Here is a 16592-nt window from a genome sequence, read left to right as displayed (position 1 = left end):
TTTGAAGCGTGAGTTTATTTACTGCAACCCTAAATTCAAAACCAAACAAGAAGCGTTTGAGAAGTTGTACCGCTATCTCGAGTTCTTTTATAACCGAAAACGATCCAACAGCACCCTTGGCTACATGTCACCGATGCGCTTCGAACAGGAGTACTACAGACACGTTGCCTGAGTTAGGGGGGTCTACTTTCTTGACAGAAGAGCAAAACTCTTCAAATCGCACCCCTTATAGACTCAAAACCCGTCGAAATGGGCCTTAGATGTCGAAATTTTGTACATCTAGACGCGAAAACTCACGGAAATAGCCTATCTGTGTATAAATCATCGACATCTACTTCAGTCCGCTAAAGAAATTCTAATATTTATTAACCCTATCACTAATTAAAAAGGGCAGCCCCTCGAATTTCTGATGTATTAAGAAAAAATTAGGGACCTGAGTTCCCTTATCCTTCGCAGTGCCCACTTATCTGAAGGAATAAGGGAACTCAGGTCACCTAAATGAAAATAAAGCCTTTTATTCACAGCTTTCTCGATGATTAGGGATCTCAGGTCCCCTATTCCAGTCTATTCCTAGCGTCTCGTAGAGATAAGAGACATTTTGTCCCCTATCTCTGGAAGCGGACTGGATTTGAACTCTTAGCTAGAGAATTTTTGACCAGCAAACTCCTTTGCTAAGCCCTTGAACAAGAAAGATATACTAAGAAAGGGCGCTACCCGGATGCTTCAGTACGGTAAAGAACTTAAACTTTCATATCCGTTTAAAAAGGGGTAACCTTCGGTTCCGCCCCAAAACTTATACTTTCTATACTCCTGAAAAACCCGGCCGATGGCCAGGTCTTTGGTGTCGGAAAAATGTTGGTCTAATGAAAAATTAAAGGAAAAGTAAATGTAACGAAAGCTGCCCAAAGTCCGTAGACCGGCAAATACTTAGTAACGGCATCTTGGATGGTTGAAGGTCCGGTTTTGTTTTGTAGAAAACGCATATAGGAGAGCATAATCCAAATTAGATTGGCCCAGATAAGTATGTTCACGCCTAAAACAGCAAGTCTGTTGGGCGTAATCCCATAAGAAGAAAGCCTGAACACTATGGCTGATAAAGCCACACTGTCAATGATAAGTGCAAGAACAATTAGGGCAAAATTGATATAATCCGAAATGTTCTTTTTCTCGTCTGTGCCGCTTTCGGTAATGGAGAATATGGTGACGGCCAATACGCTAAGAAGTATTCCGTTGAAGGAGAGGAGGAAATTACGATCTAAGAATGGATTTTTTCCGACCCAGATAACTGTTATAAGATAAACCAACAATGTGACCAGTACAAGAGGACTAAAAATTTTGGCTATATAGGGTGCAATATTTTTAGCAAGTTTAAGGTTCCTTGATACCAGATATGTAGCCACAATAGCGAGAGCGGCAGCACCAAATAAAACGACATTTTGAAAATAAAATTCAGAGATATCCATGCCGACAAATGTAAATAACTGCATGGTTAATGCGGTTAGCAGCCCTCCGCTAATTGCCATGCTAGCGTAGAGTATGCAAAATTCCCCATTGAATTTAAGATAGGCTAATCTTGTTCGGCCTATGCCATATTCATTTCCTGTAAATGCAAGCCCTAATAATACCCATAAGAAAATGGGAAGGTGTATATAAGCCAGGATAATACTGTCTTTAAACTCCAGTGGCAGCATATTAAGGTATAATCCGGAAATTAGGAATAACGATGCAAGGGTGTAAAGAACATTTTTATTGGGGATGCTATTGTATACAAAATAGGCGGCAATAAAGGGAAGTATCCCAAAAACAAGGTTAACAGGGGCTATTGTTTCCTGTCCGACAAAATGAAAAATGATTCTGGTGCTAATCCCGGCCAGAATTGCTAAAATGCCCATGAATAAGAAATCTTTCTGAAGCAAGGAAGCTTTTTCTGTACTTGCCGTCTCCTTGAAATGCAATCTTTCATACCAAACGGCAAGAACCTTCGAATCAGGGTTTTGTTCCCAGGCGTATGAGAATGACTTTTTAAATGCTTCGGGTTCTTTTCTAAACAATCTCTCCAGCTCATGGGGGTTAGCAATATTGTCAATAATCAGATTGTTAATGTCCATGGTTATACCTCCCTTAATAATTGTCATATTAAAATTGAATTTAACACATAATTTATTGTTTTGCAATATATTTTGATTGTTACTAGATACGTTATTGTTGTTTTAAACATTCACTATGAAAAAAACTCGCATGAACATGAATCGTTCATACGAGTCTTCTTGCATGTACAAATCTTATTTACTTAACAGCTTATCTGCTTTTGTACCTGCTTCTGCTATAGTCTTCTCGGCAGTTATCGATGGATCTACAATAGCTAGGGCGATTTGATCCTTGATGATCTTTGCAATTTCCGGATAAGCCTTAAGCATAGGTCGAGGTCTTGCATGCTCCAATTGATCTACAGCTACCTTGAACAATGGCTTTTCAGCGTACAATTTCTTCATTTCATCGCTGTTAACGGCACTAATACGGCTAGGCAAATAGCCTGTAAAGGAGCTGGCATAGATCGTTTGCTCTTTGGAAGTCATCCAATGAATGAATTTCCATGCTGCATCCTGTTTCTCTTTGGACAATTTTGCCGTCATGACCAGGTTCGCGCCGCCTGTCGGAACACCATAGTTTTTGTTGGCCGGCATATAGCTTGTCCCCAATTCAAACCCGGATTCTTGAGCGACTTGCATCTGCTTGGTCAAGTCAGCTGTTGAAGAGAATAACATAGCGGAGCGTTGGTTCTGAAAGTCCACTTTCGCAAGTGTTCCAGCGTCATCCGTTGTTGGTACTTTAATGATCCCTTCTTGCTTCAGCTTAAGGATGAATTTAAGCGGCTCGATACCTGCTTCAGAGTTGAACTCTGCCTTCTTGCCATCGTCGCTAATCATCTTCCCGCCGCTTTGAGCTACGAATGCTTCGTAGAACCAGATATCTATAGGCATTGTGATGCCTACACGTTTACCTGTAACCGTAGTCTTGCGCGCATACTCTTCAAATTCCTTCCAGTTCTTCGGACCGTTAGGGTCAAGTCCAGCTTCTTTTAAGATCGTCTTATTGAAGTATAATAACGGTGTGCTGCGCAAATACGGAAGTCCATACAGCTTTCCATCTAAATAAGAATTGCCCATTAATCCAGGGATAAAATCTTTCATATCCACTTTATCTCGGTTCACAAAAGGGGTTAAATCTTCCGTCATGCCTGCCTTGGCGAAGATGCCAATGGATGCAATTTCATTTTGCCAAACCTCAGGCGCATTTCCCGCCGCGAATGCGGCTTGGGCTTTGGAGTGCTGCTCATCATAAGAACCTTGGAAGGTGGCCTTCACGACGACTTCGTCCTGTGATTCGTTAAATTTTTTCACCAGATTCTCATTGTTCTCGCCGATCTTATCTCCCCAGGAGTACCAATAATTAATCTCGACCTTCTTCTTAGGTGTGCTTGTGGCTGCCGCATTGTTGGTCTGGCCTGCAGAAGTAGTAGTGCTGCCTGAAGCAGAGTTGGTACCGGAAGAACATGCTGTCATTGTGAAGATCAGTGACATTGCCGCAGCAGCGATCGTTAACTTTTTCACTAGGTAACCCTCCAATAATAGTATGAGTGTGTTATTTGACACCTGTGTACACGAAAGCCTTGATAATTTGCCGTTGCGCCATAAAGAATACGATCAAGATCGGAATGACCAGAATCAGATTGCCTGCCATCAAAATGTGCCAAGCGGTTCCTCCATCCACCTCCCGTATCTTGGCAATTCCTATAGGCAAAGTTCTTGCTGCTTCCGTCGTCGTCATAACGAGCGGCCAGAAGTAATCGTTCCAATGCGCAATAAAGCTGAATAAGGCAAAGGTCACCAGAGTTGGTTTGGCCATAGGCACCATGATCTTTCGAATGATCTTCCACTCGCTTGCATCATCCAGTCTGGCCGCCTCGATCAGCTCTTCCTGGACTTGTTTGAACGACTGCCTCAGCAGAAAAATACCAAAGGCGCTTGAAGCAAAAGGCAGAATCAACGCAAGCAGCGAATTGAGCAGCCCCCACTTACTAAGCAGCAAAAAAACGGGGAGGAAAATCAACTGTCCGGGAATCATCAGAGTAATCATCGTTACACCGAATAAAATCCGATCTCCTGTGAAACGATATCTAGCGAATGCGTATGCAGCCGGAATGATGGTCATAAACTGCAAAACGAGAATCCCTACTGAGACGATGACACTGTTCATGAAATATCTTAAAAAGGGACCCGAGTTCCACGCCTCAGCGAAGTTGCTCCATTTGATCTCCTTTGGGACCCAGATGGGCGGGAAGATGACGGTTTCCGTATACGATTTGAGCGATGTAGAGATCATCCATACGAATGGTGTAGCAAAAGCAGCAACCAAGAGGATCATGCCTAGCAGATTCATCGATTTCAGTAATGGCTTTGTAATTGGCATATTCCCTCTACCTTCCTACCGGTAATGGACTTTTCGGCTTAGCAGCTTGAAATACAACAAGGTAAGCAGTCCTACAACCGCTAACAGCACAACACCAGCAGCAGATGCATAACCGATTTTGAAAAATCTGAAGCCATATTGATAAATATAAAAGACTAGCGTATTCGTGGAGTTCACCGGTCCGCCTTGTGTCATGATAGCGATCGTCTCGAACACCTGGAAGGATCCAATCATGTTGATAATGACCAGGAAAAACAATGTCGGAGACAGCATGGGCAGTGTGATCTTGTAAAAGGTTCTCCACCTGCCCGATTCGTCCAGTGCCGCAGCCTCGAACATATCCTTAGGTATACTCTGCAGCCCTGCAATAAACACTAGCGTATTGAACCCTACACCCTTCCATACCGCTACGAGAACCAGTGAACCGAGTGAGCTCTTAGGACTGCTTAGCCACTCCAACTTTTGCAAACCCAACAGCTCCAGGAACCAGTTCAATAATCCGAATTGCGGATCCATAAGCCACATCCACACAAGCGATACCGACACAAGCGAGATGATATGCGGACTGAAGATCGCTCCCTGTACAATTCCGTATAACATTCCCTTTCTGTTCAACCACATGGCAAGAAACAAGGAAATCATCGTGGTCAACGAGACCGTCAGGAGGGTATAGTTCAAGGAATTGTTAAGCACCTGGCGGAATTCTCTGGTGTCGAATAGCTCTGTGAAATTCTCAAGCCCTACGAAATCCTTATCTGGACTAATAAAATCCCAGGAATGCAAGCTCAAATAAATCATGTAAAAAATCGGGTAAATGAAAAAGATAGAAAAGACAATAATCGCAGGCGCAACCATAATATAAGGGCGAAGCCGATTCCATACAGGCATTAATGCGAGCCCCCCGCTACCAATCTCCGAGTTTCCGCTTTGTCTGCCTCCCGATTTCTAAGCCCGCTTCTGTCAAAATAATATAAATCCGAGTAAGAGACCGAGATATACACATCCGACACTTGTTCCAGCGGTTTGAGGAAGCTTTTCACGGAGAACGTCCCTACCTTCGACTCCAGCTGATAAATGATTTCGGCACCTAACGTTTCACGAGTAATGATTCTGGCCGCGATGGATAGTCGATCATGCTTAACTTCTTCGGAAATGATCGCCTTTTCCGGTCTGAAGCCCACGTAGTGGGAGTCACTATTCCCCGCCGTAAATGCCACTATCCCTGGCAGATCCGAGCATTTCATAATATTCATGGGCGGCGTGCCGATAAATTGAGCGGTGAACATATTGGCTGGATCATAATAGATCGACATAGGGTTATCCGCTTGCTGCACGCGGCCCTTGTCCATAATAATGATCTGATCCCCCATCGACATAGCCTCCACTTGATCATGCGTGACATATACGAATGTGGCACCGAGTCGTTTGTGAAGCTGAATCAGCTCTGTCCGCATCTGGCTTCTAAGCTTCGCATCGAGATTGGACAAAGGCTCATCCATCAGGAATACCGCAGGACTCTTGACCATCGCCCGAGCTAATGCCACCCGTTGTCTCTGTCCGCCAGAGAGAGCCTGCGGCTTTTTGTTCAAATACTCGGTTAACCCCACGATCTCGGTAATCTCTTGGATTAGTCGATCTCGTTCTGCTCTAGGAACTTTACGGTTAACGAGCCCGAATTCAATATTTTCCTTGACTGTCATCATGGGGTACAGCGCGTAATTCTGGAACACCATAGCGACGTTCCTTTTACCTGGCTCCACTTGATTGACGCAGCGGTCCCCAATCCAGATTTCACCGCCAGATTGCTGCTCTAGTCCCGCTATCATCCGGAGTGTTGTCGACTTGCCGCAACCCGATGGGCCTACCAGGACTGTGAATGATCCATCCTGAATAGTCAGATTCAAGTCCTTCACGACACTCTCTTGACCAAAGCTTTTCTCAATATGCTTTAATGTAATCTGTGCCAATGAAATTCACCTTTGCTTTCTGTTCGAGTATGGTCAAACGAGAGCCTGTTATTTAACAGCTTCCAGCAGGTTAACCTCTAGAACCCAGTCCGTGTCGGCTCCGCGCGCATCCAGAACAGGAGCGAATCCCTTCATCCGGGTATTAAAGCAGGCAATATGAGTCATTAACTCCTCGTGATCCATCGTCAGCAATTGTGTCCGTACTTGACCGTCCTTAAGCTCAACGGTGCGAATTGCAGGAATATCGAGGCATGCCGCCGTCTGAATATAATGCCAACCGTTCTCCTGAAAGATCGAGTTTGCATGATTGTGGCCGCAAAAGTAAAACCCAAGCCCTTTCTTTTGACTCAATATCGATTTCATATCGAACTGAGGGTGAATTGATAATTTATCCATTGTTGATCTTGTAGTTGTTTCATATATCGGATGGTGGGCGAACACGAATACCGGCTTATCCCCTGAGCGTTCGAGTTGAGCTTGCAACCATTCCAGCTGCTCGGCATCCATCTCTCCGCCCCAATCATCATGATCCATCTCTTTCGTGGAATCCAGGAAGATCAGCAGTACTTCATCGGTGTCGACTGCGCTATATCGTTGTTGCCTGGTAATACCCAGTATGTCTGCCTTGGGGATGGAATACGTATCGTGGTTGCCCAGCACATGGATGAAATTGCGGCCGCTTGCGTCAACTTGGTCGAATACATATTGGAATTCTTCCGGATATCCCTCATGTGTGAGATCACCCAATGAAATATGGAATTGTCCTTCCATTTCCAGAAAGCTGCTAAGCATGGCCTGGAATGCTTTATCTCTTGCCTGCAGCATCTCTTCTGTACCGTTCTCCATCCGCGAATAATGAAAATCTCCTAGTAGATTGATCCGCATTGTCATTACCTCCATTTATTGTGGTGGATTACGCTGTGATTAAGGGGACTGCTATCAGATTACAGGTGAATTATTATCCTAGTATCAAATGCATGTAAACAATTTATATGGAAAGGCTGAGCTGCTTACCATAATTTGCTATAACACGAAAAACCCTACCAGACATTCGATAAGGTTCTTGGTGGTTGAGCTAAGACCTCGCGTTGAGAACGGTTTAGTCAGTGATAGTATAGGTTAATTGAGCGGGAGAGGTGGGCTTTGCTGAGATAGCAAATTTTACTATTGGTTATTGAGCTGGTTTCAGAGGTATTGGGCAGGGTTCACGCGGAATAGAGGATAGTTGGATTGGCTAAATGATGCTGGAATGCCAGAATGGCTAAAATAGGCAGTAGTAAAGTGGCTTATCTGCAGACGGGTCGGAACAGCTTAGTAATATGTCATATAGCTTCTTACGGAAATAACCACCAGGGCTGCAGATCCGGAAAATACAATGAAAAATCGCATAAAGCCGATAGCGTGTCTTTGACATGTAGTCTAGATATTCCTGCCCATATTTTGCAATGAGTTGATCCTCCTCGTTTTTTAATTACTAACTTATCCCCTTAAAACAAGTATAATAATGGTATAGTTTCATATATTGGAAATTATATTTTTGAAAGGTGATGAAAAGATGGAGAAAATGATCAAGATATTCATAGGGTTCATTGTAGGCTTTATCTTCACAAGCATTAAACAATCTGATGTGCCGAGTATATTTGGATCCGGCGTGTCGGGTTATGTCTCACTCATTTTGAACCTTGTTGGAATTGTGCTTATGATTTGGCTCGGTTACTTAATAATTTCCGAGATCTACCGCATCACCCGCAAGCGTTAAACATCGAAATTGAAATAAGGATCCAAATAGAAAACTAGCCAGCTCAGCTCAAAAAATAAAATTGAAAAACCTGGCCTAGCGGTGACAAAATCCCCTCTGACCAGGTCTTAGAAACATAATGTTCAGTTTGGAGCGCGCACTGCAGAATGCTGCCTTGTTGATTCTTCAAGCTTTTCTATCATTCGGATCCCTTCCGCCTCTAACTCTCGAATTCGTGACAAGAGCTTCACCGCTTCCTGCCTACGATCCGGATCATCAATGGGGGTGTGCGGCTGGCTCCACGGAAACATGTTGTTCAGTAATCGGAACTCTTCTTCGATATTTTTATAATGCTCGGCCATGCGGGCAAGGTCATTCGCTAGCGCACCGCCAAACTTCACACTTGCCTCACTCAGGAACAACCGTGCATATCGTCGGCTTTCATGCATGATGTCAGCATAGTAACCCATGTAAAAAGCGAGAATGGTATTGTTTCTCAGTGCTCCAATCCATTGATCGTAGGCTGCAATACCATTGTAGTAAATGCGCCCGCCCCACTCGAAAGTCCCAAGCTTGGCGAATTCCACATAGAATTTCATGGCTGCGCGGAGTGCAGTTAGATCATCAGATGGGGTTATTGGCGATACCCAATGCATAGAGATGAAACCGCCTTCCTCTTGCTTGCCAGTAAAGACATCGTCCCTGGACCAACTCCCTTCTAGTGCACGTGTTCGACAGGAGAAACATGGACAATAATTACGCCCCAGCATGGTCCACGGGATGACATCGTCATAGCCTTCATGTCCGGTGCCGGCATGCCAGGAGTGTGTGAAGTACCCCGTATCGTTATAACCATATACAAGAGACGTCTCATTCCCCAAGTCCAATTCCTTGGCAAAGACAGGCAGTCCGCGATCAAGGGAAGCCCTGGCCGCATTCCAGCATTCTTGCTGCAGCCTGTTGAACGTTTCTATATCCGCAAAAGTATGAAATCCTGCAACATCAAGCCCTAAGTGAGCGGCGAGCTGGAACATCTCTGCCTCAGGTTCTCCGGTATTGGGCGCTGACATGCGCTCATCCACAACGGTAACGAAGGCGCTTCCTGTCATGCCATATATCCAAGAGGAGGAGCATGGAATATTAAAGTAGTCTAAGGACGACTTCAATGCCCCTATGTGTGATTTATGGAAACCTTTGAATCGATAGTCTTCCAAGCTTACTTTAATGATACGATCGCCTCCTGATTAGTTTCATCATATAGATTACAAGGCATCAATGACTCTGCGGAATGCATCGATCGCCTCAGCGTCATGATATTTGGCATCGTCAAGAAGCTTGGCCGCTTCCAATCGACGTTCGGTGTCTTCAATTAATCCACGCGGCTGTTCCCATGGGAACAATTGATAGATTTGATTAAACTTCTCACTAACCTTCTTGAAGCAGGCAATAGCATCATCAAGTGCTGCAGGTGAGTGATCTCCAAGACGTCCTTTGGCTTCTATCAAAAATTTGTATCCGTTCGTTCGGCAAGTATCCCATTCATGCGTATTGTATGCGAAGTACCAGCCGTCTACAATGCCATTTCTGAGCGCAGTCACCCAGTGCTCATAAGCTGCGGCTGCTACAAGCGTCTCGGGCCCGGTCAGACTTCCCTCTGCAAATTGCACAGCAAGCACGAGTGCGTCCCTTATGGTCCGAACGTCATTTTCCGCCACGCCATCAAGCATCATCCAGTGAAGGTCAATAAGTCCATCCCGTTCACCAAGCGACTTCCAAGAGATCAATTGAGTGTCATGCCAGCAGCTGGATATATACACAGCCTCCGCTGCATCGTAGCCCTGTATGACGCTGGTCTCCCCGTAATTGAAATATACCCCTTGCCCGAAGCATGGATATCCTGCATCAATGGCCGATCTTGCCGCATCCCAAGCTTTCTTGCGAAGGGAATCGAGTTCATTCCCGGCTGCTGTTCCGCTTATACCCTCTACCCTCACACCGAGGTTGTTCAACAAATCAACGATGCGGTTGTAAGGCAGCTCGTGTAGTATCGGGCCGGTGTTCACATCTTTACCAACGCGAAAAAGAAAAGGGATAGCTATTGCCCCATACAACCATGGGGTGTGCACATGAGGTCTGTTCCAGTACTTAAAACACGCGCTGTAAGCATTTATTATGGATAGATTACTCCTGCTTCCGTTGTATTTGCAGCCTTCAATTACTTTTGCAGTTTGCGCGTTCATTTCATCGCCTCCAATAATAAGGTGTAGTCCTATCCTGGCTTAAATCCAATCCATACCTTTACTTAGCTTAATTAACTCCGAGATCGCTGCTTCCTCTTCCTGCTTCACTCGTTCAAGTATCTGAATCGCCATCTCGGCCTGCACCGGATCGTTCGGTGAGCCGCCAGCAGGAAAAGGGAATAACCCACATAACTCTCCTAACGCAGCAGCAATATTCTCGTACCATCGTGCAGCCTCTGCGGCGATTGCGGAGCTATCCGTATAACCCGCGCTCGCCAACTGCTGCTCCAGCTTGCGCAAGAACGAAGCCGCATGCTCCCTCGCGTCTGCCGCGATCTCAGCGGTGTATGCATTCCCTAGTGGATCAACACTGCGCCTTCGATAAGCTGTGATCCAACAGTCATAAGCATCCAAGCCGCATACATAACCAACGAAAGTCAGTTCACCATGCATGTGTCGGATTGCCATATGGAGTGCATTTTTGACAGCGGTCCAGTAGGAGATTGAAGCTTCTTCCGTTACTGATATTACGAACAAACCTCCTGAAGCACCTCTTCCGAACTGATCGTAACGGATTGTTTTCTTCGCCCGTTTGTCCTCTGCGTACAGGAGTTGCTCGGCATCGTCGTACCCGTAGATGATCCCAAATTCCGGTGTGAACAAATCCCAGGCAACAACGGGCACCCCACGCATAATGGAATGCCGAATATGCGTAATACCTTTACCTAACATGAACGGTGTTGGAGGCATTCCTCCATCTCCGCTGTGTTTGCTCTCGTAGCCCAAATTCAATAAGCCATCCCGAAACTTCGGCTCCCAGAAATACATCATGGGACCTGTTACGTCAATGCATTCCTCCTCTATCGTAAGCCGAAACGCCTGACCTGTAAGTCCCATTACATCGGCTAAGGAGTACTCGTCGCGTCCCATGTGACATAACATAGCGGATACCGCGCCTGCAAACGAATTTTTGCAGGATTTCCACTCTTTTGCGCAGGATCCCTTCCTTAGAAAGAGCACCGCCTTCTCTAACACACTCGCATCTTTCCGTTCCAGTATGTATTCGCGAAGCTTCACACGCACCCGCTCCTCTCGGACCTTGATTCTGGCGCGTGCTAACGACTGGTATACGTTGTCTGTCGTCGTGCGAAATAGGTCCGCAATCTCAGCGGGGGAAAGCTGCTTGAAGAAATGAGCTTCAAAAACAGAGCGCTCCTTTGCAGTTAGGCATCGTAAGAGATGATGCATCGTCTCTAAGAACTCCTTGTGAGCTAACCTTGCGGATGGATCTCCAGGATCGTCCGAAGGGTTTCTCGTAATACGCATGTAAAGTAGAATGCTGTCCAAATCAAACCAATTAACTTCATTCTCCTCTTTCCCGATTGGCACAAAACCTGTAAGCGTGCGCTCCCTCCCGGAATTCTCACTTTTACGCAGCTTCATTAACGCTTCATTGCGAACAATGCGATACAACCACGGCAAGAAACGGTCTAGATCTGCCAGCGACCCCAGATGCATAAATGCCCGCAGCAGCGCCTCCTGAACGATATCCTCAGCCAGATGCGGATCACGCGCCAAATTCCGCGCCCAATCGAATGCTTTTGATCGATGCCTCCTTACGAGTTCCCCGAATGCATCGCTATCTCCGCTGCGTGCCCGCTCAATCAAGTCGCCATCCGTAATGGCCTGTTCCATCGTTATCCCTCCTGATTGAATAGATGCATGAAGTGATGGAATTCTGAGCTCAAATCATACCGATCCAAAAAGATTTTCTAATACTTTCGTGACAGCTGTGAAATACCCTTTTTCTTACATACTTCGTGGAGGCTTACAAATAAGAAATACCGTTGGAGAAGATCACTCCAACGGTTTTTGGTGGTTGAGTTCAGTTAGACGCGTTGAAGGGCAAAAAGATGGGCTCCAATCGCTGTTGCAGGGTCTATCTAGAAAGCTTATTGAATAGGAACTCTTATGATGGACTCCCATTTATCTGGATCGTGTGCACACCAATGGACTAGAATCATTCTCGGACTACCGCTTACGGTGTATCCATTGTTGCTAGCGAATGTTTGAATTTCCTCATGTGTTCGGGACATGTTTCTATGATGTCCTTTATGCAGCTTCTGGATGGAACTCCCTTGCTCCGCCCGATGCAGCTTCGTTGGGGCTACATGTTCGTTTTTATGATTTCTCTCTACCAACCTTCGTGCTTCCTCATACATGTCATAATCAATAAGATCCGGAACTTGCATCAACTGAGTATAGGACCATTGACCGTCCTCCTGTTGTTCATGCCAAACATACTCATGAGGCATCAGCTTGAATGGATAGCCCAACCTGAATTTGGCAATCCTCTTCAGTTGATTAACGATCTTGAAAATCGGCCAGCCTGTATCCTCTGGCAATCCTAGGCCATTCAACTTGCATTTGCCCTCCAGTGATATGAACTGAAGACTCGGCACTCGTAATACTTCAATTGAATTCGGTTTCATTTCATAATAGCTTCTTAATAATCTCCGATGATCATGTACTATCATGGTTGGTCGCCCTCACATGTCTATCGTAATAGTTAATGGTAATTATCCCCATCACCTTATATATCGCACATTTGTTCGTGTTTTTCAAGTAGTAAGTTGACTGCATAAAGCTCATGTGTTTACCTTGCTTAAAAGTGTGTGTTCGCGACGACTCCCCTTTTACTGCAAAAGCTGCAGTTAATTTTTTGGGATTGAGGCCATTCACCAAATTAACTGCATTTCGTACTGTTAATTTTATCCTATCCTGCTCATTTCGATAAAAGTCTAATAATTAGCTGCAGGTTTTGCAGTTATCTTTCAAATAGGTTACGTTTAAATGATATTAACTGCAGGTTCTGCAGTTACTCATCACACGTTAGTTAGATAGTCTGCATCGGCACCCTTTTCCTTCCATAGTCAACATAGCGCATTGAACATGACTGTTCGTACGCTGCTCGCGCAAGCTTCACACAAGCCCAACAAGCTTCTCTCCGCGCTTCAAATATTTCTTCAACTGCTCTTGTAACTGAAAGTCATCCCCATTCTTAAGCAATTCAATTGTTCTCGCCGTGAAATTCCAGTTCAAACAGCCGCTTAGCCATAGCAGTGACGGAAGCCTCTGAAGCTCCTTTCGCGTTAACAGATTGTCTGCACCATATCCGCGCAATACAGTCTCAGCAAGAACGGGTGACATTTCATGTGAGCCGACCCCGCCCGTTCTGGAGTACCATTTGATCAACCAGGCCAATCCTTCAACCCGATCTGTATAAGTAATGGATTCAAAATCAACAATTCCGCATATTTCCTCATTCTTGTTCCAAAGAACATTAAGCGGATTGAGATCGGACTGAATGACGAACTCGAGCAAATCCGATCTTGCCTGTTCAATATGATATTGTATTAAAGTCACGTAGTGCTGGAGAAGGTCGTTGGAGTCAGGTGAAAGACTTGTTAGTTCCCACTGATTACGGATCATTGTCAGAAACTGCTCTGAGCCTTGAACATGAGATTGTTTAGTAAAGATCTCACTTCTATAGCCGGATGAGAAATCATTTATTTCCCTTGCCATCCTGCCAAATCTCTCCGCAACCGTTACCGATCCGTGCGTCAAATGTTCGCCCTCAAGCCATTCGAACAGAACGAACCTCCAATCCTCCTCACCAACCTTGACCCGATGAAAAAGCTCCCCCGCTGCTGTCGGCCTATGCTTCATAAACGGTATCCCAGACTCCCAGAGGTAGATGCTAAATCTAATCTGCTCGGACAGAACCTCATCTGTTAACTCGGCATATACTTGATGTTCATATCGCTTCCTGCCGATGAATCTCGCCGAGAATGCCTGATCGTTAATTTTAATCTTGAAATGCAGATCCCCATGCCAGCTATCGGGTTGAAGCCTTTTCTCTATTATCAATGTCTCGGGGTTTAATCCAAATGCAGGTAGAGCCCTCTTAAGCCTATCCATATGCTCCACAAGTTATCTCCTTCGTCTATACTTTGCCGCCAATATGAAAAACAGCAATCTCCGGCGGACAAGCGAACCTGACAGGAAGCTTCACTGTGCCCAATCCACGATTAATGTAGAAGTGCTTCCTAAGTAAATTTCGAGAGATCCGGAGTGCCAAGCCAATGTTCCGTGCGTCGCACCAACAATGTTTCACACAGCAAATAGCTTACCGCTGCAACTGCGATCACAACGCTTACCCAGACCATAACCATATTAACTTAGTAACCCACTTCCACCGAAGCAATGACCACATACACCAGATCGTTCTGATCTTCTTTATCCGCGAGGACAATTCCGCTGCTTGTAAGCATGCCCCCATCCACAACATCAAAGGTAACTTGACCGTAAGGAAGCTCTGCCTTCACCAACGCCAAGTCCAGTTTATCCCGATCAACAGGTACTGCCAGACGAACGTTTACTTTCATGTTATTCAGGTCATTTCCAGGAAGCACGGATCGGATCCCTGGCATCGAGTTATGATGGATCGCATTCTGCACCGCTCTAACTGCTGCTTTGGTTACGTTCTGACCATGAAGGTCAATTCCTGTTCCGATTTCTATGAACATCACTTTATCCATTCTGACTATTCCTCCTAAATCAACTCACTTGCTCTTCTGATCCCACTATAAAGGATAAAGCAGGAAAATCAAAGAGACAGTGCCGGTCCTGAATGACGGCACTGCCTCTTTACTCTTCTCTGATTATCTCCGTGCAAACATGCTCCATCCGCCAAGGGTAACAGGATTCCCTTTATCGCTAGCCAGCAGCTCCTTATAGTTCTCCGCTGCTTTGCGGAATGCGAGAGCGTGCTGCTCAATCTCAGCTTTCCGGAAATGCTTGAACCAAGGTATGCTGTACAAATGTGTCGAGACCGCTTCGCTCGCCGGCAAATCTCCGTCCAATTGTCTTACATCCCTTCCTGCGTTGGCGATCCGGGTAGGTTTACCGTGGTTGTACACATCCGCTTCCTTAAACAAAAGATGCTGGTGCAGCGGAATATTACAACCTGGATTACAATTCTCTACACCTTCTGCCCGGACAGCTTCAGTAAACCGAGTAACCGACAGCCCGCCGAGCTCCTCCGGCTTGTAGTGGCCATGCGCTGCGTACCAGCCTCCCATATAGCTGCCGGACCCTTTCGCAGGACGATGCGCTCTTAGCCCTGGAACGCCTTCAAGCAAATCCCAGAAATAATTCATAGCGCGACCGATTTCCTCATTCCGCTCATCGTAGTGCTTAAGCTGAACACGGCCGACCGCAGAGCTCATCTGGTGCATACGGAATTTATATCCGCCCAGAGGCAGCCCGATATAAGGCAAGAGCGCTTCACTTTGTATAATCTGACTATTGTTCCGTTCGTAATGTCCTAACGCAATAGAGCGTTCATAAATTTCCCTATTATTAGTAACCAGCATCCCTGCTTCACCGATAGCCAACGCTTTACCAGACATAAGCGACATAGCTCCCACATCGCCTATCGTCCCTAGCTTCTTGCCTTTATAGATTCCTCCATGTGCATGGGAGACGTCTTCAATAACCTTCAAATTATGCTTCCGGGCAATCGCCATGATCTCATCCATATCAGCGGGATAGCCAAAATAATGAACAACAATAATCGCCTTCGTGCGTTCGCCGATGCGATGCTCAATATCCTTAGGATCTATACACAATGTGACGGGATCAATGTCCGCGAATACAACGGTAGCTCCAAGTGTGTAGGCAGGCGTACAAGAAGCCCAATAGGTGACGCTCGGACAGATGACTTCATCCCCGACCCCAATGCCGCATCCATACATAGCTGCTTGCAGGGAGGACGTTCCATTATGGAAGCCCAGGGCATAGTCTACATCCAGCCACTTGCGGAAGTCATCCTCGAACTGCAGGGTCACATCCGTACCAGACATAGCCCCTCTGCGCAAGACGTCTAATGCTGCATCCTCATCTTCTTGCGTAATAATAGGCCATGTAAAAAGATTGCCTTGCTCTAAAGTTACTGCTTTGGTTCCACCTAATAATGCGAGCTTACTGTCACTCATAGTTCTCATCCTCCTGAGATAGGAATCAATCAATCCTGTATTTCATGTTATAATAGAACCAATGAGCTCGTGCGCCAAAACCGAAATGGGTTCTGTCAAATCACAACCGGGGGAATCT

At 45.6% G+C, this 16592-nt stretch carries 14 protein-coding genes; 1 reads left to right on the top strand and 13 read right to left on the bottom strand.

Annotated features, from left to right (window positions below):
- Positions 1-860: 860 nt before the first annotated feature.
- From AC58QD_RS20600 to AC58QD_RS20575, 6 genes are all read right to left on the bottom strand, one after another.
- A complete protein-coding gene (locus AC58QD_RS20600; protein WP_497336730.1) occupies positions 861-2108 on the bottom strand; it encodes a DUF4153 domain-containing protein in 1248 nt (415 codons plus the stop codon).
- 174 nt (positions 2109-2282) lie between these two features.
- The gene (locus AC58QD_RS20595; RefSeq protein WP_497336728.1) at positions 2283-3611 is read right to left on the bottom strand and encodes an ABC transporter substrate-binding protein; all 1329 of its coding nucleotides are present in this window, start codon (positions 3609-3611) and stop codon (positions 2283-2285) included.
- 31 nt (positions 3612-3642) lie between these two features.
- The gene (locus tag AC58QD_RS20590) at positions 3643-4440 is read right to left on the bottom strand and encodes a carbohydrate ABC transporter permease (RefSeq protein ID WP_497336746.1); all 798 of its coding nucleotides are present in this window, start codon (positions 4438-4440) and stop codon (positions 3643-3645) included.
- Positions 4441-4485: 45 nt separating this feature from the next.
- Complete coding sequence (locus tag AC58QD_RS20585; protein ID WP_497336726.1) at positions 4486-5358, bottom strand: carbohydrate ABC transporter permease; 873 nt, start codon at positions 5356-5358, stop codon at positions 4486-4488.
- A complete protein-coding gene (locus tag AC58QD_RS20580; RefSeq protein WP_497336724.1) occupies positions 5358-6437 on the bottom strand; it encodes an ABC transporter ATP-binding protein in 1080 nt (359 codons plus the stop codon). Before AC58QD_RS20580 ends, AC58QD_RS20585 begins: the two co-directional genes overlap by 1 nt.
- A gap of 48 nt (positions 6438-6485) precedes the next feature.
- A complete protein-coding gene (locus AC58QD_RS20575) occupies positions 6486-7322 on the bottom strand; it encodes a metallophosphoesterase family protein (RefSeq protein WP_497336722.1) in 837 nt (278 codons plus the stop codon).
- Positions 7323-7992: 670 nt separating this feature from the next.
- On the opposite strand from AC58QD_RS20575, the gene AC58QD_RS20570 reads away from it, so the two are divergent.
- A complete protein-coding gene (locus tag AC58QD_RS20570) occupies positions 7993-8196 on the top strand; it encodes a hypothetical protein (RefSeq protein ID WP_497336720.1) in 204 nt (67 codons plus the stop codon).
- 122 nt (positions 8197-8318) lie between these two features.
- Here the strand turns inward: AC58QD_RS20570 and AC58QD_RS20565 are convergent, their stop codons facing one another.
- The 7 genes from AC58QD_RS20565 to AC58QD_RS20535 all read right to left on the bottom strand — a co-directional run bounded on the left by AC58QD_RS20565 (position 8319) and on the right by AC58QD_RS20535 (position 16474).
- Positions 8319-9284 carry a hypothetical protein gene (locus AC58QD_RS20565; RefSeq protein ID WP_497336718.1) on the bottom strand — a complete coding sequence of 322 codons (966 nt, stop codon included), beginning with the start codon at positions 9282-9284 and terminating at the stop codon, positions 8319-8321.
- A 153-nt stretch (positions 9285-9437) separates the two neighbouring features.
- Entirely contained in the window at positions 9438-10415 is a 978-nt protein-coding gene (locus tag AC58QD_RS20560; protein ID WP_497336716.1) for a hypothetical protein, read from the bottom strand.
- 39 nt (positions 10416-10454) lie between these two features.
- The gene (locus AC58QD_RS20555; protein WP_497336714.1) at positions 10455-12110 is read right to left on the bottom strand and encodes an RNA polymerase sigma factor; all 1656 of its coding nucleotides are present in this window, start codon (positions 12108-12110) and stop codon (positions 10455-10457) included.
- Positions 12111-12367: 257 nt separating this feature from the next.
- On the bottom strand, positions 12368-12907 hold the full coding sequence (locus tag AC58QD_RS20550; RefSeq protein WP_497336712.1) for a hypothetical protein: 540 nt from the start codon (positions 12905-12907) through the stop codon (positions 12368-12370).
- A 490-nt stretch (positions 12908-13397) separates the two neighbouring features.
- Complete coding sequence (locus tag AC58QD_RS20545) at positions 13398-14396, bottom strand: phosphotransferase enzyme family protein (protein ID WP_497336744.1); 999 nt, start codon at positions 14394-14396, stop codon at positions 13398-13400.
- Between the two features lie 260 nt (positions 14397-14656).
- Positions 14657-15016 carry a Lin0512 family protein gene (locus AC58QD_RS20540; protein WP_497336710.1) on the bottom strand — a complete coding sequence of 120 codons (360 nt, stop codon included), beginning with the start codon at positions 15014-15016 and terminating at the stop codon, positions 14657-14659.
- Between the two features lie 123 nt (positions 15017-15139).
- Positions 15140-16474, bottom strand: coding sequence for a DegT/DnrJ/EryC1/StrS family aminotransferase (locus AC58QD_RS20535; protein WP_497336708.1), 1335 nt, complete (start codon positions 16472-16474; stop codon positions 15140-15142).
- Between the last annotated feature and the right edge of the window lie 118 nt (positions 16475-16592).

Source organism: Paenibacillus sp. J2R1T-4 (assembly GCF_059692235.1).
This window is presented reverse-complemented; position numbering and strand designations above follow the sequence as displayed.

Coding starts and splice junctions, on each gene's coding strand:
- AC58QD_RS20535 (WP_497336708.1), bottom strand. CDS start 16,474: ATGAGTGACAGTAAGCTCGCATTATTAGGTGGAACCAAAGCAGTAACT.
- AC58QD_RS20550 (WP_497336712.1), bottom strand. CDS start 12,907: ATGAAACCGAATTCAATTGAAGTATTACGAGTGCCGAGTCTTCAGTTC.
- AC58QD_RS20545 (WP_497336744.1), bottom strand. CDS start 14,396: ATGGATAGGCTTAAGAGGGCTCTACCTGCATTTGGATTAAACCCCGAG.
- AC58QD_RS20555 (WP_497336714.1), bottom strand. CDS start 12,110: ATGGAACAGGCCATTACGGATGGCGACTTGATTGAGCGGGCACGCAGC.
- AC58QD_RS20570 (WP_497336720.1), top strand. CDS start 7,993: ATGGAGAAAATGATCAAGATATTCATAGGGTTCATTGTAGGCTTTATC.
- AC58QD_RS20540 (WP_497336710.1), bottom strand. CDS start 15,016: ATGGATAAAGTGATGTTCATAGAAATCGGAACAGGAATTGACCTTCAT.
- AC58QD_RS20590 (WP_497336746.1), bottom strand. CDS start 4,440: ATGAATCTGCTAGGCATGATCCTCTTGGTTGCTGCTTTTGCTACACCA.
- AC58QD_RS20585 (WP_497336726.1), bottom strand. CDS start 5,358: ATGCCTGTATGGAATCGGCTTCGCCCTTATATTATGGTTGCGCCTGCG.
- AC58QD_RS20565 (WP_497336718.1), bottom strand. CDS start 9,284: ATGACAGGAAGCGCCTTCGTTACCGTTGTGGATGAGCGCATGTCAGCG.
- AC58QD_RS20560 (WP_497336716.1), bottom strand. CDS start 10,415: ATGAACGCGCAAACTGCAAAAGTAATTGAAGGCTGCAAATACAACGGA.
- AC58QD_RS20575 (WP_497336722.1), bottom strand. CDS start 7,322: ATGCGGATCAATCTACTAGGAGATTTTCATTATTCGCGGATGGAGAAC.
- AC58QD_RS20600 (WP_497336730.1), bottom strand. CDS start 2,108: ATGGACATTAACAATCTGATTATTGACAATATTGCTAACCCCCATGAG.